Genomic DNA, 18,607 nt, shown 5'->3' on the forward strand with positions numbered 1-18,607 from the left:
ATAAAAAAACCCTCAATCACTTCGATTGAGGGTTTAGTTGCTTAACGCTTAATCTTGATTGACTAAGAGTCAGTCAATTAATTAAGGATAAGCTCGAATAGGTGGTATCCCGTAGGGGATTCGAACCCCTGTTACCGCCGTGAAAGGGCGGGGTCCTAGGCCTCTAGACGAACGGGACACAATATCATGTAAACATGAGATGGTTTTACAACGTAAGGTGCTATATTTATAAAAATAAACAAGCTTTGCCTAGGTGCTTACGTTGGTGCCGTTGACACTCACTTATTATAACGAAAATTAAGAGAATATCAACTTTTCTTAGAATTGGTGGAGCTAAACGGAGTCGAACCGTTGACCCCTTGCATGCCATGCAAGTGCTCTACCAACTGAGCTATAGCCCCTCTCTAAGAGTGGGCGTATTTTAGGAAACTTGAGGTAGACTGTCAACCCCTTTTTTTAAATAAATGTAAATAAGTATGAATGAATAGCTTTGTTTATTGTTATTTAGGGAGTATAAGTCTCAAATAGGCACTGTTGTGACCTTCTTAAGTGAAGTACTTACTAATTATTTACCCCACTCTCAACTTATTACAATCCATGGCTGGTGCTTTTAGCCTAGCGAAACGTATTTTTAACCAAGCATGCTGGGCTAAAGCCACAGCCTACGCAAAGAGTTGAGAGTGAGGAAGTTGATTATAAATTGGGCGTTATGCTCCCTCACCGAAGCGACCTTCTTGATAGTCAGTGACCGCTTGCAAGATTTCTGAGCGTGAGTTCATCACAAAAGGTCCGTACTGAACGATAGGCTCATTGAGTGGGCGACCAGTGATTAAGATCACTTTGGTTTCCTCATCGGCAGAGCCTTCAATCACGACACCGTCAGCATCGGCATCATTAGCTAAGATGGCCATGTTTTTTAACGGCGCATCTTCTCCTGCGATTTTTGCTGAGCCACGATAGACGAAGGCAAACGCGTTGTGTTCGGCAGGAATCTTGTGGCTAAAGCTGGCGCCTGCAGGTAAATGGATATCCAAGTAGGTTGGTTCAGTTACTTCACGAGTAACGGCACCCTCTATACCATGAGATTCACCAGCCAAGACGGTTACTTTAGTACCGTTATCGGTTTCAAATTTTGGCAAATCATCATTTTGGAAGTCTTTATACCAAGGCTTGTTCATTTTGTCTTTGGCTGCTAAGTTTAACCAAAGCTGGAAGCCTTCCATCTCGCCATCTTCTTGCTCAGGGATTTCTGAGTGAATCACGCCACTGGCTGCGGTCATCCACTGGACGCCACCATTTTCCAACAAGCCTTCGTTACCCGCACTGTCTTTGTGGCGCATACGACCAGTGATCATATAAGTGACGGTCTCAAAACCACGGTGTGGGTGATCTGGGAAACCTGCGATATAGTCATCTGGGTTGTCACTTTTGAAGTTGTCTAGCATTAAGTAAGGGTCTAGACGATGTTGGAATTGATGGGTTAAGACACGGGTGAGTTTGACACCAGCACCATCTTGGGTATCAACACCTTTCCAAAGAAGTTCAATGTTACGTGATTGGTTTACTACGACGCTATTTTTTATTGTATTAGTCATGATCGTCTCCTATGTTTGTTATGCTATCTAACTGGGTGCTAATGGTATGACTTTCAAGGATTTTGAGTGTTGTGACTGTGTTACAAACCTTGGTTTAACTGTTAAGTATGGGTTTATTTATAATAATTAGGTTTATCTATGCTAATTAATACTATTTTTTATTATTTCAGGTTATTGTTGTTTATGACAAGGGTTTCTGACTCTAGGCAAGCGCTTAATATGATGTTAAGCTAAAGAATATAGAAAGTTCTATTTAATACTATTTCTATTAAACCGTTTTTTGTGTAAAACAAAGCTATTTAACATCAACTAAAGCTATTTAACATCAACTAAAGGAGAGATATCATGGGAAGAGAAACCACCTTATTTAAAAGTAAAGAAAGAAGAAGCAAACAGGAAGTGGTTGCCTTTTTACGTCAATTGGCGGACAAGATTGAAGCTGGTAGCTTGGTGCTGAGTAAGGGTAAGGAAGAGCTGGAGGTTGGGTTTCCTGAAAACTTTACCTTAGAAGTTGAAGTCGAGGATGAAGTTAAGCGTAAAGGTGTGCAGCACAGCCTAGAAGTCGAGTTGAAGTGGTATGATGGTGACAATCAGAAGGCATCTGGTCTGGTACTTAAATAAACTTTATTAAGATATGAGCATTTGACAGTTTGTTTTCAGGTCAAAAGCTTTTTAGAACAAAAGCCGAGCAGTCGCTCGGCTTTTGTTATTTGTTGTCTAAGAGAAGTTAATTATTCAGAAGAAGTTAGCTCTCCAGAACTAGCTATCCAGAAGCTATTTACTGGCTGAAGGTATCACAATATCTTCATAGCGCTTATCTGTTAAGGTCATCATAAATGCGACTAGAGCGTCTATTTCTTGATCGGAGAGTGCCCGTCCCATGAGATCAACATTAGCAATGTTCTTATCTATCTCAGGCGCTGACCAAGGTTGCCCCGTCTCAGGATTAAGCTTGCGATTGGGGTTGTTAAAATGATCAAAAAATTCTACAACCGTTCTTAATTCTCGAAACACGCCATTGTGCATATAAGGAGGCGTAACAGCGATATTACGTAAAGTTGGTGTCTTAAATTTGCCTTGAAACGCTTCGGTGTTGCTTCTGGTATTGTCCATCATGCCATTGTCTCTAAAGTCAGGTGATTTACCAGGCAAAGCGAGTAGTAATGGGTTGCGTGGTACGCCGACATTACGAAAGCGGTAGTTGCTAAACGGCTCTTTGGTAGCGCTTGCCGATTTCATCATGTGACAATTACGACAGGAGACATCTGGGTCCTCAAAAAATAGCCTTCGCCCTTGATCCTCGATAGCGCTTAGAGTGTACTCACCTGCTAGGTAACGATCATACTTGCTGTCATAAGGGGAGAAGAAATCTGTCTTTTCAAAAGCTGATATAAAATTCCCCATTGCCGTAAAGGCTTGTGGCTGCTCACGTGGATCACCAAGCTTGCGATACTTAGAGTATTGAGTCTGAATAAAGAAGATATCTTTGCCATAGACAGATTTAAAGGCATCAGCGTATATGGGGTTGTTTTGTAGGCGCTTGACCAACTCAACAGCAGACGGCATTGCCATTTCATTTTTATCCAGAGGTGGGCCAAGTGCTTGCTGGGCATGAGTGGCACTGCGCCCGTCCCAAAACTGGCCACCGACAAACTCTTGTAGCTGTTGATCAAAGTGGAAGGTTGGGCTGGCATTGGTATAGCTGATGGTTGGTGTATTGCGAACACCAAAAGACTTACCATCTGCTCCTCGTGATACGATGCCATTAGCGATGGTTTTGCGCTGATCAGTAAAGGCATTGGTGGGATCATGGCAAGTGGCACAAGACATGGTACGGTTAAACGATAAATCAGTATCAAAAAACAGTAACCTACCGACTTCGGCATCTGTTAATTCAGTTGCAAATACTGCTTGTGATCCAAGAAGTAGCATAGAGGCTGACATAGCACTGGAGAGTGCAAATTTCCAGAGCCTGCTGGCATGTTTCATAGTATCCTACCTTTTTTGATTATCCTACCTTTTTGATATAAGTAGTCTGTGACGCATGATTTTTTTGATATAGCAGTAGGCCAATAACTACTGACCAGTATAGTGCTAATATGACGATATCAAAGCCAATTGGTCGTGAGCGATAAGCAAATAATGAGGCGAGCAAGTTACCGAAGAGTCCGCTATCGTCAAGGATTGCGCCAGTATCCCAGACGGATGAGTAAAGCCAGCTTGGTAGATCAAGCGTCGCCATAGGCCCACCCATTAGCTTCTCGGCAGCGGTCAAAATTAGTGATGCACCTAAGAACAATAATAGTATTTCGGTCACACTAAAAAAGATTCGCCATGAAATAAAGCGTTCGCCAACTTGTAGCAGATAAAATAAAATAAAAGCCAGAATCAGACCAATGCTGACAGAGGCACCAAAAGACAGGTAGTCAGTCACACTTTGTAGGCTTAAAAAACTACCATAGAGGAACATCACTGTTTCGGATCCTTCACGGCCGACAGCAATCATAGCGAGAAAGAATACACCCCACCAGTTTGCTTTTTTAGCATTTTGAGCCAGTTCATTTTCTAAGTCAGACTTCAGGCTTTTGCCATGCTGACGCATCCAGTACACCATTTGGACGATTAATACACTGGCAAAGGTAAGCATAATAATTTCAAACCACTGCTGTGCCATTGCGCCCAAAAAGGTAGTGATACCGACCAAAGCAAGCGCTAATAGCACAGCCAAGCCAATACCAGCAACAATTCCACCAAGTAGCCACTTTTTCCCTTGTTGTGTGTGTTTATCTTGGCTCATCCATGCCCATAAGATACCAATAACCAGTAATGCCTCGACACATTCTCTAGCAACGACAAAGATAACTTGACCCATTGTAATACCCCTTATTTTGCAATAATTTTGCCCTGTGCACCTGGAGTAAATTCATCAAAATAATCATATTCGCCTTTATCCAGAGGCATGATGACCACCACTGACTCCGTACCCATATATAGCACTTTTTCTTGTCGTAGCTTATTGCTCTCAAATTCTGCTGGTCGAGTGCCTATATTGCGTACAACGATACGAAACTTGGTCTTTGCGGGCACAACCAGCTTGGGGGGAAGTAACTTGCCATTATTGATTTCGACTAAGTAGGCGGGTAGGTCATCATAGCGAGGGTGATGGACTTGCTTGCTATACCCATTTTTATCAAGAGTGGTACTTTTGCCGATATTCGGCATCTTTGCCGCCATAGCACTGGTTGAGAGTAGGGCTGTGGTTGAGAGTAGGGCCACCATGATGACTGTCAGTAGGCGTAGGCTCCAGTGTTTTTGGGTGGTAGTGTGTTGATTTTTGCGCATGGTTCTTATCCTTAAGTACTGTACGTAGTAAGACATACTAGATACAGGGTAAGTGGTATAGCCTAAGAACTTTTATCTTCGAGATAGTCGTGTTGTTGTTATTATGCCGTCCTATATTATTTTTATTGTTATGGCTGGCTTGCGGTTATTATTATTTTTGATGATCTGCCGATAATAAGTAGCGCTCGGACAACAATGGCTCATAGGCTATATTTTTAATATGTTAGCGATAAGCCATTAATAGCTGCCTTTTTCACCTGGGCCTGCCCAAGGGAACTCCCATTCAACTTGGAACGGCTGAAACCACTCAGGCGCAAAAGTCTCTTTATCAATATGACGCCCAAAATCAATTTTTTTATTCATATTTGGTGGGAAAACTTGATATTTAATACGATACAACCCTTCACCCTGTAACTTGGCATTTACACCGTAGTGAGGCCCATCACTGGCGACCATTGGCATAAGCTCGCCACTTTGCACAGACTGCACTTCTTTGGTTCGTCTATCCAGTTTTTCTACTTGATATTTTACTGTTAGATAAGGAATCCACCATCCCTCGGCAAAGGTGTTTTGGTTGTCTTTGGTAGCGTGGATATCAAGCTCAAGGTGGACATCTGACTCTTCAGCTGGCAGACCCATTTGAATGTCCATTGTAATTGGTTGCAAATAGACAGAAGCTATCTCCATACCAAATACTTCTTGCGCTGGACCCATAGGCACTTCAGCGGTAAATCCAAGGGTTGAAACAGATGCAACCATCGTACCCAATAAGCATTTCTTAAGTAGTGTCATAGAACTTTCCTCAATAGGTTAAGTAAAAAATTAAATCCCGTAACAGCAGGTTTACTGTGTCAATGTCAAAGTTACTATTGACATTACTATTATCTCACAATAAGAATGATTATCAATAACTTTATTAAAATAATTTATAATAACTATTGAAAAAACTTGATGTTTTATTTAAAACCAAAAAACGTGAACCTTGTTTAATCAAGGTTCACGTTTTTTCTTGCTGCCATATTAGCAGTAGTTTTAGCCATGCTATTGGCCACCGATTATGCTAACTATGCTAACTATGCTAACTATGCTAACTGCGCTAACTGCGCTAACTGCGCTAACTGCGCTAACTGCGCTAACTGCCGATGATACCGCCATCATTTTTACTAATCATAATAACCGATGAGCGGGGTGTCTGACCTAGATGTGGGAATGTTGAGTCGTTTTTCTCACCTGGATGTTGCACATTGACAAACATGGTGCGCTCATTATTTGCCCAAGTTAGCCCTGTGATTTCACATGAGTTAGGTCCTGTTAAGAAGCGGCGAATCTCACCAGTGATAGGGTCACCACATAGCATCGAGTTATGCCCTTGACCAGCATAGTCACCTTCATTGCTGTACTTACCGTCTGTTTGAATCCAGATACGACCACTTGAGTCAAATCCGATACCATCAGGGCTGTTAAAGGTGTTTTCTGCGGTGACATTATTGCTACCAGAGCGGAGGTCATCTTTGGGATAGACATTTGGATTACCTGCCATGACATACATATCCCATTCAAAGGTTTGTGCAGTATGATCATCATTTGTTTCACGCCAGCGGATAATTTGGCCATAAATGTTATTACTGCGTGGGTTAGCTGCATTGGGTGCAAAAGTATCGCCACGCTTACTGTTATTAGTCAGCGTACAAAATACCATGCCGTTTAAGGGGTTGACTGCAATCCACTCTGGTCTATCCATCTGAGTACCACCAACCAGATCAGCCGCTTGACGTGTATGAATCGCAATATCCGCTTGCGACTCAAACCCATTAGCCTTGGTTAAGCCATTTTTGCCATGCTCAAGCGCAACCCAGCGTCCGACCCCTTTTAGTGGCTCATCACTTCCCTCAAAGATGGCTACATACAAAGTACCTTCATCTAGTAAATCTTTGTTATGCGCAATATCTCCTTCTTTGTAGGCATGCTTACTGACAAATTTATAGATACGCTCACCGCGTTCATCATCACCCATATAAGCGACCACTTTGCCGTTTTTGGCGACTTGCAATGCGACATTTTCATGCTTAAAGCGTCCTAGTGCTGTGCGCTTAATCGGAGTGCTCATTGGATTTAAAGGATCTATTTCAACTACCCAGCCAAAACGGTTAATTTCATTAGGGTTTTTGCTTAAATCAAAGCGATCATCAAACTTTTCCCAGCCATAACTAGATTCAGCTTTTACCCCATAGCGTTTCATGTTTTTATTGATAATCGTGGCATTTGATGCACCAAACATATCATCAAAGTTCTCTTCACAAGTCACATAAGTCTGCCAAGGCGTTTTGCCACTAGAGCAGTTACCAAATGTACCAAGTACATGTTTACCTTGAGGGTCTGCTTGTGTTTTTAGCAGGTCGTGTCCCGCTGCAGGGCCTGATACGAGCATAGGTGTATGAGCTGTGACACGCCGATTAAAAGGTGAATGAATGTCAATGTACATTTTGTTTCGCCCATCAGCTTTTAAGCCCAACAGACTAAGACCCACCACGTTTTGGCTCTTTAATACTTCGTCAGCACTTCTTGGCATGTCTTGCTTATGTGGAAATAAGGTATTGTGGTTTGGATATTCATTATTAACCGCTAATACACCACCAGCTTGGTTTATCTCAAAAAACTGCATACCATCATTATTCTCACCAAACATCTTGGCGTAATCTTGCCCTGTGTTGGTTCTATCATCTTTAAAACTAGGAGAGTCGGGAAAAATTTTGTCACCAAACGAAATCAGTATATCAGCTTTATAACCCTCAGCAATGCGTACGCTATCTGTGGTAGCTGCTGTTAATGGCTCAAAGTTTAATAGGCGTGATGATTTTGTGATATTGGCAAAGGCAGAAGCGCTATAACCCCCTAAAAATGTAGCACCTGAGATAAGACTACCTGTTTTTAAAAAACCACGGCGAGATAAGCTAATAGTCATTTTAAAACCTATAAGTAAATTGATATTTATGGTTGGTGTAAGTAAATCGAGTTGGTTGTCAAAGAGGTACTATAACCATTGAATATTGCAATAATATGTCATTTTTAATTCGGCAAGCTTGGCAGGTAGTCTTTCAACTTTCAACTTTCAACTTCAGGGAATAGCCAATATCAAAGGAATAGCCAATATTGTGATAATGCCTAATAGCGGTAAGCATTAAAAATTCCAAATAAAAAAACGCAAGCTTTGCATCTGCAAAATTTGCGTTTTTTCTTGGCAAACTGGACTAAAGTAAAAAGAAAATGTTGAGCTAGAGCCTACTTAACTTCCGTCAAAAAGTCAGGCATATCAGCAGCAGTTTTTTCAAGTTTTTTCAGTTTTTTCTTGCCCAGACCGCCTAATACATCAATGGCGTGACGTAAACGGTTTAAGGTCATATCTGCACCGATAATAGACATAGAGTTCATCACAGGTGTTGATGAGGTGCTACCAGCAATGGCAATAAAGAAAGGTGCCATCATGTCACGCAGCTTGATATCTAGCGCACCACTTAAACCCTTCAAGGTGGCAAAGATGTTTTCTTCTGTCCACTCAGGCAAGCTTTCTAGTTTCCAAGTTGCTATTTGTAAAATCTCAATGATTTGCTCAGTGCTCAATGACTTATGCTCAAAGTCTTCGGCCTTAATCTCAGGCAAGTTCTGGAAGTAGAAGCCACCCCAATTTACTGCATCTGACAATAGATGAATGCGAGGCTGAATAGCGGCAGCAATGGCTGTGAGCTTATCTGAGTCATTGGCCCACGCCAAGATTTTGTCTCTTAATTGCTCAGGAGATAAGGCTCGTAGCCACTCACCATTGAGCCAGTATAGCTTTTCGATATCAAAGATAGGGCCACCTAATGAGACACGAGTGATGTCAAAGCTGGCAATCATTTCATCTAAGGTGAATTTTTCTTGCTCATCTGGCATCGAGTAGCCCATGCGACCTAAGTAGTTTAGTAGGGCTTCGGGTAACACACCAGCATCACGATAGTAAGTGATAGAGGTTGGGTTTTTACGTTTTGACAGTTTTGACTTGTCAGGGTTACGCAGTAAAGGCATGTGGCACAGTACTGGCATCTCCCAACCAAAGTAGTCGTATAACAGCTTGTGCTTAGGTGCTGAGCTGATCCACTCTTCACCGCGGATGACGTGGGTAATTTGCATCAAATGATCATCAACCACGTTGGCTAAGTGATAAGTGGGCAGACCGTCGGTTTTGAGTAGTACCTGCATATCGACTTGCTCCCAAGGGATCTCAATCTCACCACGCAGCATATCTTCAATCTTACAGGTGCCTTCGGTTGGAATCTTCATGCGAATTACAAAAGGCTTGCCTTCAGCGGCCAGTTTGTCAGACTCTTCACGGGGCAGATCAGCATAGCGACCATCATAATGCGGATTTTCACCACGAGCGATTTGCTCTTTACGCATTTGATCCAGCTCTTCAGCAGTGGCAAAGCAGCGAAAGGCATGGCCTTTATCTAGCAGTTCTTCAGCGTATTTTTTATAAATATCACTACGTTCGCTTTGGCGATAAGGGGCATGAGGGCCGCCAACATCAGGGCCTTCGCTCCAATCAAGACCGACCCAATGTAGGGCATCAAGTATCATTTGTTCTGATTGCTCGGTTGAACGAGTTTGATCTGTATCTTCAATGCGCAAGATAAACTCGCCACCATTGGCCTTAGCAAAAGCTAAATTAAATAGGGCAATGTAGGCAGTGCCGACATGTGGGAAGCCCGTTGGTGAAGGTGCAATACGAGTGCGTACAGGACGGTTGGTTGTGGTTTGAGTCATAATACTTCTCTTTTATTAGACAGTGAATAAGCGGTATATGGGGGGTATTATAGCAGGTTTGATTTAAGGCTTATAAATCTAGGGTGTGTTGGGTAAGTAAAAAGACTATTTGATGAGTTAGGTGATTTATTGGTCATTAAAATGAGTTAATTAAATACAAAAAATAGTATTATCTTGACAAGTGGCTGTGGCTTGCGATAATGAGGGCTAACACTGGTCTATTGTGCCCGCTGCCAGATGATTTTTTATCGTTTTTTGCGTTAATTTTTGTTGTAACAGCTGTTGTTCTTGCCAGTCGTATTTTTGCTATTTTTAAAAGAGAGTCTATAGATTGTGACTGATGTCCAAACCTCCGAACAAAAAAACCTTTCAAAATCAGAGTTTAGCCATGACACCGTTTTATTATATGAAACGGTGGCTGCTGTGCTGGGTGAAAAGTCTTTAGATGCAGATACTGAAAAAAAAGGCGGTATCTTTGTTGACGCTACTTTTGGTCGAGGTGGGCACAGCAAGCTATTGCTTGAGTATTTAAGTGATGAAGCGACTTTGTTTGTATTCGACAAAGACCCAGAGGCGATCGCTGTGGCAAATGCACTGACAGCTAGCGATAAGCGAGTGCAGGTAATACATGACAGCTTTGCTAATATTACCGCTTGTTTGAATGCTAAGGGCGTTAGTCAAGTCGATGGCATTATGGCGGATTTGGGCGTGTCATCACCGCAGCTGGATGATGGTAGCCGTGGCTTTAGCTTTATGCGAGACGGTGCGATAGATATGCGGATGGATACCAGTCGTGGTCAGTCAGTCGGTGAGTGGCTAGAGACAGTGGATGAAGAAACCTTGGCCAATGTTTTGTATGACTTTGGTGAAGAGCGTCACAGTCGCCGCATTGCCCGTGCGATCAAGCAGATGGAGCGCTATACTTCTACTTTAGAGTTGGCAGAGGTAATCAAGCAGGCACACCCTAAATGGCAAAAAGGCAAGCACCCCGCCACACAGAGTTTCCAAGCCATGCGTATTTTTATTAATAATGAGTTGGGAGATATTGACAGCTTTTTACAGCAAAGCCTGCCATTATTAGCACCTAAAGCAAACTTAGCTGTGATTAGCTTTCACTCGCTAGAAGATAGGCGCATTAAGCAATTTTTACAGCGTCACAGCCGAGGTCAATATCCAGAAGATGAGCACCTGCCGATGCCACCTGTTAGGCCTCGCTATTTTAGTAAGCCAAAACGTATAGCACCCTCTAAAGCTGAAGTAGCGGTGAATAATCGCTCAAGAAGTGCTTGGTTAAGAGTAGCAACCCGTACAGATACACCCTATAATACTGACACTATTTAACCGTGTCATCATTTTAATCACACCGTTAATCAATACAGCAACCTTTTAGTTGTTCGCAGACTATATTTAGGCATAGCAACAGTCACCTTATGGCAAATAAAAAACCTCAAGTCTCAAACCCAATGGACAGCCTCACGCATGAAGTCAGTGAGATGCTGAGTAAGCGTTATAATGTTGATCGTTTGTATGCGGCAGTAATGTTGTTGCTAGCCGCTGGCATTATCTGGTCAGCAGTACTGACAGCAGAGCAGGTACAGCAGTATCATGAAGATTATATGGCGCTACAAAAATTAAAAGTTGAGCATAGAAACCTGCAAATAGAAAATCAACGCTTAGTGATCGAGCAACAGACCTTTAGTGCTACGCCGCAAATAGCCAGTCGTGCAGTGACTCAGTTGGGCATGTACTCGCCATCAACACAGGATAAGTTGATATTACAACCAATGGCGGCACATGCTGGCGATCACCTTAATGTTGATATGAATCCGTCAGAGCAGGCCAGCACACAGACTGAAAACTCCTTAGAGCACATCACTCAAACTAGTCAAGCCAATCAAGGAGGCGAGCATGAGTAAACAGCCTTCTGATGCGAGCAATAAAAAACGCAATAGCAAACCATCAGCCAGTAACAAACCACTTCATGGCAAAGTTACTGAACCTTTGGTGCCATCAAAGAAACGAACGTCTAAAGCCTCTACGTCAAAAGAAAGTGCGAAAACCAATACAAAAAGTACGACCAAATCAAACCAGAATAAAAAGCAAAACTCTAGTAAAAATAAGAGTCAAGGTTTAGCTAAGCTTATGTTCTGGAAAAAACCGAATAACAATCAAGTCTATACTAGTGTTAAACACCGTACTGGCAAACGCTTTAAGCTACTAAAGCCTACCAGTGTGGGTGCTTATAGTCGTGGTAGCGCTGAAAGTGATCTGGCTCGATTTAAGATGCTTTGGTTTGCCGCCGGCGTGTTGTTTGTATGTTTAATTGGTCGTGCCTTTCATTTGCAGGTGATTAAGGCGGATGAGCTAATCGCTAAAGGTAACGAGATTATTACCAGTGAGCGGGTACAACGCTCATATCGCGGTATGATTACAGATCGTAATCATCAACCTTTAGCGATAAGTGCACCGCTGGCAAGCGTTAGCTTCAGCCCTTATGATTATGCATTGGCGTATTATGAGCTACAAAAGAAGCTTAGAAAAAATAATGGTGATTTGGAAGCAACTCAGCGCTTGCAAGACAGTCTGGATGAGATAGATTTGGCAATATTATCTAGTGTCTCTGGTGTGTCGCTTGAGCGATTGCAGCAAGCGGTTGCTATTGATCATAGCGTTGATGTGACGGATGAAGAGGCGGTAAAAGCGGTATTGCCAAAAGGCTCTGGCTCGCATTATTTACCATTATTAAATAAGGTAACCCCTGAGATTGCGGATGCAGTCATGGCGCTAAATTTCCCTGGTGTACACGAAAAACAAGAGTTTCGCCGCTATTATCCACAGCCACAACCGAGTGCTCAGCTCCTTGGGTTTATGGGCTATAACGCCAACGATCCCAATAGTGGTTATGAAGGGCGTGCTGGTATTGAGCGTCAGTTTGAAGCTCGGCTTGCTGGAGAAGATGGTAAGGTGCGCGTGCTCAAAGATCGTAACCAACATAGTATTGAGGAACTAGAGCAGATCAAAGAGGTAGTGCCTGGTGAGGATGTGGTGCTATCTATTGACTCTCGCTTACAATACCTTCTGTATAAAGAGCTTGAGCGAGTTGGTCGGGTGCAAGAAGCACGTTGGTCAACAGGTATGGTCGTTGATGTGCATACGGGTGAGGTGTTGGCACTGTCAACTTGGCCAGCTTTTAATAATAATAACCTAAATGAAATGACTGGTAATAACCAGCGTAACCGTGCTGTATTGGACGTGTTTGAGCCTGGGTCAGTGATGAAGCCGTTTACGGTAGCAGCAGCGCTCGAATCAGGTAAATATACCGAAAACTCTTTAATTGATACCAGCCCAGGCTCAATTCGTGTTAAAGGCTATACCATTCGTGATCATGGTAATCTAGGCGCTATTAATATGAGCAAGCTGATTCAAAAATCAAGTAACGTAGCCTCGACCAAAATTGCCTTGTCACTGCCACCAGATGCCATTACCAATATGCAAAAAGAGTTTGGTTTTGGCTCAAAAACAGCATTGCAGTTCCCTGGGGAGCAAGCCGGTATTGTACCGACACCAAAAGAAAACGAGACCTCGCGCCGTGCCACAGTCAGCTATGGCTATGGTTTACAAGTGACGCTTGCTCAAGTAGCACAGGCCTATGCGGCGCTTGGATCAGGCGGTGTGTTGCACCCATTGACCTTGATCAAACAAGACAAAAAAGTAGATGGCAGACGTGTTATTGATGAAAAAAATGCAATGTCAGTGGTTAAGATGATGGAAACGGTGACCCAGCCGGGTGGTACAGGAACAGCAGCTGCGATAGATGGCTATCGCATTGCGGGTAAAACAGGTACCTCACGTCGTGTTAATCCAAATGGTGGTTACTATACCGATCAGTATCGCACCGTCTTTGCGGGTATTGCGCCAGCCTCCAACCCTCGTTTGGCAGCAGTAATCTTAGTAGAAGATCCACGTAAAGCACACTATGCTGGTATCGTTGCAGCACCAGTCTTTAAAAGCGTGATGCAAGAAGCCTTGCGTCTGTATAATGTGCCGCTAGATAAGCCGTTATCGAGTAGTGGTAATTAGGCTTGCACCAAATGATTCATATAAAAAAGACCAGCTGTCCCTATCTGAAGCTGGTCTGAATACCTCTAAAGTCAGCTAATAATAAGGTCAGTGACATGACAACGTCCACGTCTCACACAGATTCAACTCAGTCACCACTTATGTTAAAGCAGCTGCTCACAGTTGCCGAAAAAGTACTGCCAAACCAGCAACATACCCTACAAAAGATAAGACAAGATGCCAGTGCCGCCACTGCTGATGCGAACAATCTATTAGATAAGCCCTTGGCTCAGTTTGTGCTAGACAGCCGTCAACTCACGCCAGACACAGTGGCTAAAGACGTCTTTGTATTGCTAAAAAGCCACACCCAGCCAGTTGAAAAAAGTCAACAATATGCACAAGCAGCAGCCAAGCAAGCAGCCTGTATTATCAGTGAAATCGATCCAGAATCCTTGTCCTATTCAGCAGTAGAGCAGGGCTGTCCCATGCTATATGTTCCCAATATCCGTGATGTGTTGGGTACACTTATCCAGCTTAGCCTACTGCCTACTTCTGTATTAAATCAGATTGAAAACACTCAAGATTTATTACTGCAATTACCACAAGTGATTGCGGTGACGGGCACCAATGGTAAAACCACTATTAGCCAACTTATTGCGCAACTCTGCCAGTTCTCTGCGTTGCCAAATTTGCAGCACAGTGCGGTGATGGGTACAGCGGGTAATGGGCGTTTGGGCAGTCTGGTGCAAGCCAGTCACACCACGGGTGATGCGCTTGCGGTGCAACGTTTTTTACGACAGATGCAGCAAGAGGGTATTGATGTATTGGCGTTAGAGGCCAGCTCGCATGGTTTAGACCAGCAGCGTTTGCAAGGCGTGCCAGTAACGGTGGCTGTTTATAGCAATCTGAGCCGAGATCACCTGGATTATCATCCAGATATGGAAGATTATGCGCGTGCTAAGGCTCGTTTGTTTGATAAGACTTATTTTCCACAATTGACCCATGCCATTATTAATATCGACGATGACTTTGCGCCAATGATGGCGAAGACAGCCATGGATTCAGGCGTCAAAGTTTGGCTTTATAGCCTGAATCCAGAAGTATCAGTCAATATTGATGGTATTGATGCACTGTTTGTGGCATCACAGGTCATACCAAGTCTTGCTGGGGTTGAGATTGAGCTAAGCGTCGATTCAAACTCCATTGCCGCTGACAGCATCAAACTACACAGCCCCTTATTAGGACGCTTTAATGTGGCCAATGTGTTGGCGGCTGTGGCTGGCGCAGTGGCGTTAGGCATACCTTTGGACGCAATGCCAGGTCTGGTTAAGCAGTTGCAAGGCGCAAGTGGGCGCATGCAGCGTGCTGAGTCTGCAAATGATGATCAAGGGGTATTTATTGTCGATTATGCTCACACTCCAGATGCACTGACTCAAGTATTGACCAGCTTAAAGTCACATTGTGACGGCAAGCTGTGGGCGGTATTTGGCTGTGGTGGTGATCGTGATAAGGGCAAGCGTCCGTTGATGGCACAAGCTGGATTGAGCGTCGCTGATCAAGTGGTATTAACTTCTGACAATCCACGTAGCGAAGATCCTGAAGCCATATTAGAAGATATGCAGCAAGGCATGAGCGAGGCGCAATATGCCAAAACTAAAGTGATTGCTGATCGCAAACAGGCGATTCATTATGTGGTGCAGCACGCAGGCAGTGAAGACATTGTCGTGATTGCGGGTAAAGGCCATGAGACCTATCAGGAAATTAAAGGCGTACGTTATGACTTCGATGATCGCTTAATACTGCAACAGGCGTTGATTGAAGCGCATCAGAAATAACAAAAGCATCAGAGATAACAAAAGAGAGCAGAAGAAAAGATGGCAATAGCGGACACCCAAAGTGGCTTATACACATGGCAAGCAGATAACTTGGTCGCAGCAACGCAGGCAGTTAAAGGTCAATGGCATCATCTCGCTGATGACAGTCATCACAATCATGATAACCAGATTCAAGCAACTCGTATCATTACCGACACCCGTAAAATTGAAGCGGGCGATATTTTCTTAGCCATTGTTGGTGAAAAGTTTGATGGTCATCACTTTGTAGAAGCCGCGGTACAGAAGGGCGCAGTTGCGGCTATTGTCAGCAGCGTTAACGACAAGGTTACTGTGCCGCAATTACAAGTTGCTGATACCCGCTTAGCGTTCGGTCAAATTGCCGCCTATCGCCGTCAGCAGCACAGTGATTTAAAAGTGATAGCCATTACCGGATCTAGTGGTAAAACCACAGTGAAAGAGATGCTGCGCAGTATTTTTATCGCTGTCGAGTCCGAAGCCAGTCAAGACAACACAAACCAAGCGGAAGGTCATTCAACCCTAGTCACCCGTGGTAACTTAAACAACGACTTTGGCGTGCCCATGATGCTGCTGGAATTAGAAAATCAGCATCAATATGCGGTACTTGAGCTGGGCGCCAATCATGTCGGTGAGATTGAATATACCGCAGATATGGTGAAGCCAGATGTCGCCTGTATTTTAAACATAGGTACTGCGCATTTGGGTGAGTTTGGCGGTCGAGACAATATCGCTAAGACTAAGGCCGAGATTTATCAGTCATTAAGCGCATCAGGTACAGCAGTGGTGCCTGCCGATGATGATTATAGCGAGCAATTAACTCAGGTGGCCAAGCAATATACTCAGCATATTTTGCACTTTGGTTGGCAACAGCTAGAGCCAGAGACACAGGCTGAAGCGGGCAGCTTACCGGAAGTGTACGCAACTGAAGTAACAACGGGGGCACTGCAAAGTGAGTTTGTTTTAAACTTTGCCGCCACAGCGACAACCGAAGCAGTGGCTTTACCCGTTAAGTTACCGATGGCAGGACAGCATAATGTCAGCAATGCTTTGGCTGCGGCAGCTTGTGCGTATGCGGTCGGGATTGTGCCAGAGCAGATAATCAAAGGCTTGGCGCAAGTCACTTCTAGTAAAGGGCGACTGGGTAGGCAACAGTTCGGTCAACATCAGATTATTGATGATACTTATAATGCCAACCCGAACTCGATGCGAGCCGCCGCCGATGTATTGGCAGCGCAAACGGGCGTTAAGATGTTAGTGCTGGGCGATATTGGTGAGCTTGGTGATGCTGCTGCTAATGAGCATCGCGAATTAGGCGCAACCATCGCTGGTAAGCATATTGATGTCTTATTGTGTGTGGGCGAGTTTGCACCCCATACCATTGCAGGCGCTCAAAGTGCTGGCATGACTCAAGATCAGGCACAGGCCTTTGCCACCAAAGCCGAATTATTAGCCACGCTAAAGGCTTTGATAGAAGCGTATGAACAGCAGCAACAGGCGTGCACCCTATTATTTAAAGGATCTCGCAGTACTACAATGGAGACCTTGATTGATGATTTGCTAGGAGCCAGTTAGCCGTTGGTTATCATCAGTTAGCAAATAATAGGGCAGGTAAGTAAATAATAGGGCAGACATAAGCCATTAAGTGTGCATTTTTAGTGAAAATACGTTGTAAACCTGATTTTTTGTTCATTTTTTGCGATAATTTGCCCGATTTTAAGTTTTAACCGATTCAACCTAAGTTGATAAAAGATTTATAGACAATAAATAAATGAGGAGTAAGCGGTGTTATATTGGTTATTTGACAGCGTCTTAAGTCAATTCTATTCACCGTTTTCGGCGGTATCATCACTAACCTTGAGGGTGCTACTGACGGTTATTACCTCGCTTACCTTTAGCCTGTTACTAGGGCCACGTACGATTGCCTACTTACGTAGTATCAAATACGGTCAAGCTGTTCGTGACGATGGCCCAAAAACCCATTTAGCAAAAACTGGCACCCCAACCATGGGTGGCGTGCTCATCTTAACTTCCATAGGATTTGCAACCTTGTGCTGGGCCAATCTAACCAATCCTTATGTTTGGATTTTAATGGTAGTGATGGTGATTTTTGGTGGTGTGGGTTGGGCAGATGACTGGCTAAAGATTAAATACAAAAATCCCAAAGGCCTTATCGCCCGCAAAAAGTACTTTTGGCTATCGCTTGGCGCCTTATTTGTCGGTGTTTCTTTGTACTATATTGCCAGCCAACACCCCAATCCAGCCACCTCACAATCTATGATTGACTTGTTAATTCCAGTGTTTAAAAACCTATCTATCCCATTATCAATAGTACCTTTTGGCTTGGCGTTTATTATTTTTACCTATTTTGTCATCAATGGTGCATCCAATGCGGTGAACCTAACCGATGGGCTTGACGGCCTAGCCATTTTGCCCGTGGTATTTGTGGCAGCAGGGCTTGGCGTGTTTTCTTACGTGTCTGGCGATGTCATTTTTTCAAACTATTTGCACGTACCCTATATCACTTATAACTCAGAAGTAACTATTGTCTGTGCTGCTATCATAGGCGCAGGATTGGGGTTTTTATGGTTCAATGCTCATCCAGCGCAAGTCTTTATGGGCGATGTGGGCGCGTTGGCCTTGGGCGCTATGCTCGGTACAATCGCAGTGATGACCCGCCAAGAAATTGCCTTTGCGATTATGGGGGGTCTGTTTGTGGCAGAAGCGGTGTCGGTTATTTTGCAAGTGGGTTCTTATAAGTTACGCAAAAAGCGGATATTTTTAATGGCGCCTTTGCATCACCATTTTGAAGAAAAAGGGTGGAAAGAGACTCAGGTGGTGGTTCGTTTTTGGATTGTCGCTATCTTGCTGGTAGTCTTAGGTTTGATGACCTTAAAGTTAAGATAATACCGTATTCTGAAAAATAACCTATCTTTGTCAAACTCGCTAAACCTACTACTT

14 protein-coding genes and 2 tRNA genes are annotated in these 18,607 nt (G+C 43.6%); 7 read left to right on the top strand and 9 right to left on the bottom strand.

Features of this window, described 5'->3' with window-relative positions:
* Positions 1 to 102: 102 nt before the first annotated feature.
* From H140_RS0108190 to H140_RS0108200, 3 genes are all read right to left on the bottom strand, one after another.
* Positions 103 to 178 (bottom strand) — tRNA-Glu (locus H140_RS0108190).
* 147 nt (positions 179 to 325) lie between these two features.
* Positions 326 to 401, bottom strand: a tRNA-Ala gene (locus H140_RS0108195).
* Positions 402 to 707: 306 nt separating this feature from the next.
* A complete protein-coding gene (locus H140_RS0108200) occupies positions 708 to 1,595 on the bottom strand; it encodes a pirin family protein (protein ID WP_019673176.1) in 888 nt (295 codons plus the stop codon).
* A 345-nt stretch (positions 1,596 to 1,940) separates the two neighbouring features.
* On the opposite strand from H140_RS0108200, the gene H140_RS0108205 reads away from it, so the two are divergent.
* Positions 1,941 to 2,216: an amphi-Trp domain-containing protein gene (locus H140_RS0108205; protein WP_019673177.1), complete on the top strand. Its 276-nt coding sequence runs from the start codon at positions 1,941 to 1,943 to the stop codon at positions 2,214 to 2,216.
* 153 nt (positions 2,217 to 2,369) lie between these two features.
* Here the strand turns inward: H140_RS0108205 and H140_RS0108210 are convergent, their stop codons facing one another.
* The 6 genes from H140_RS0108210 to gltX all read right to left on the bottom strand — a co-directional run bounded on the left by H140_RS0108210 (position 2,370) and on the right by gltX (position 9,737).
* Positions 2,370 to 3,584, bottom strand: coding sequence for a cytochrome-c peroxidase (locus H140_RS0108210; RefSeq protein WP_019673178.1), 1,215 nt, complete (start codon positions 3,582 to 3,584; stop codon positions 2,370 to 2,372).
* Between the two features lie 19 nt (positions 3,585 to 3,603).
* On the bottom strand, positions 3,604 to 4,467 hold the full coding sequence (locus H140_RS14270; protein WP_019673179.1) for an FTR1 family iron permease: 864 nt from the start codon (positions 4,465 to 4,467) through the stop codon (positions 3,604 to 3,606).
* Positions 4,468 to 4,478: 11 nt separating this feature from the next.
* On the bottom strand, positions 4,479 to 4,937 hold the full coding sequence (locus H140_RS14275; protein ID WP_019673180.1) for a cupredoxin domain-containing protein: 459 nt from the start codon (positions 4,935 to 4,937) through the stop codon (positions 4,479 to 4,481).
* Positions 4,938 to 5,174: 237 nt separating this feature from the next.
* Positions 5,175 to 5,729: an iron transporter gene (locus H140_RS0108225; protein WP_019673181.1), complete on the bottom strand. Its 555-nt coding sequence runs from the start codon at positions 5,727 to 5,729 to the stop codon at positions 5,175 to 5,177.
* 340 nt (positions 5,730 to 6,069) lie between these two features.
* Complete coding sequence (locus tag H140_RS0108230; protein ID WP_019673182.1) at positions 6,070 to 7,899, bottom strand: PhoX family protein; 1,830 nt, start codon at positions 7,897 to 7,899, stop codon at positions 6,070 to 6,072.
* Between the two features lie 317 nt (positions 7,900 to 8,216).
* On the bottom strand, positions 8,217 to 9,737 hold the full coding sequence (gltX, locus tag H140_RS0108235; RefSeq protein ID WP_019673183.1) for a glutamate--tRNA ligase: 1,521 nt from the start codon (positions 9,735 to 9,737) through the stop codon (positions 8,217 to 8,219).
* 333 nt (positions 9,738 to 10,070) lie between these two features.
* Between gltX and rsmH the strand changes: the two genes are divergently transcribed.
* The 6 genes from rsmH to mraY all read left to right on the top strand — a co-directional run bounded on the left by rsmH (position 10,071) and on the right by mraY (position 18,553).
* Complete coding sequence (rsmH, locus tag H140_RS0108240; RefSeq protein ID WP_019673184.1) at positions 10,071 to 11,078, top strand: 16S rRNA (cytosine(1402)-N(4))-methyltransferase RsmH; 1,008 nt, start codon at positions 10,071 to 10,073, stop codon at positions 11,076 to 11,078.
* Between the two features lie 89 nt (positions 11,079 to 11,167).
* A complete protein-coding gene (gene ftsL / locus H140_RS14280) occupies positions 11,168 to 11,653 on the top strand; it encodes a cell division protein FtsL (protein ID WP_019673185.1) in 486 nt (161 codons plus the stop codon).
* Positions 11,646 to 13,817: a peptidoglycan D,D-transpeptidase FtsI family protein gene (locus H140_RS0108250; RefSeq protein ID WP_019673186.1), complete on the top strand. Its 2,172-nt coding sequence runs from the start codon at positions 11,646 to 11,648 to the stop codon at positions 13,815 to 13,817. The genes ftsL and H140_RS0108250 overlap by 8 nt, the downstream gene beginning before the upstream one ends.
* Positions 13,818 to 13,912: 95 nt before the next feature.
* The gene (locus H140_RS0108255) at positions 13,913 to 15,631 is read left to right on the top strand and encodes a UDP-N-acetylmuramoyl-L-alanyl-D-glutamate--2,6-diaminopimelate ligase (protein ID WP_019673187.1); all 1,719 of its coding nucleotides are present in this window, start codon (positions 13,913 to 13,915) and stop codon (positions 15,629 to 15,631) included.
* 39 nt (positions 15,632 to 15,670) lie between these two features.
* Complete coding sequence (locus H140_RS0108260) at positions 15,671 to 17,221, top strand: UDP-N-acetylmuramoyl-tripeptide--D-alanyl-D-alanine ligase (RefSeq protein WP_019673188.1); 1,551 nt, start codon at positions 15,671 to 15,673, stop codon at positions 17,219 to 17,221.
* A 210-nt stretch (positions 17,222 to 17,431) separates the two neighbouring features.
* Positions 17,432 to 18,553: a phospho-N-acetylmuramoyl-pentapeptide-transferase gene (gene mraY, locus H140_RS0108265; RefSeq protein ID WP_019673189.1), complete on the top strand. Its 1,122-nt coding sequence runs from the start codon at positions 17,432 to 17,434 to the stop codon at positions 18,551 to 18,553.
* Positions 18,554 to 18,607 lie beyond the last annotated feature (54 nt).

It is taken from the genome of Psychrobacter lutiphocae DSM 21542 (assembly GCF_000382145.1).
GTDB classification, from domain to species: domain Bacteria; phylum Pseudomonadota; class Gammaproteobacteria; order Pseudomonadales; family Moraxellaceae; genus Psychrobacter; species Psychrobacter lutiphocae.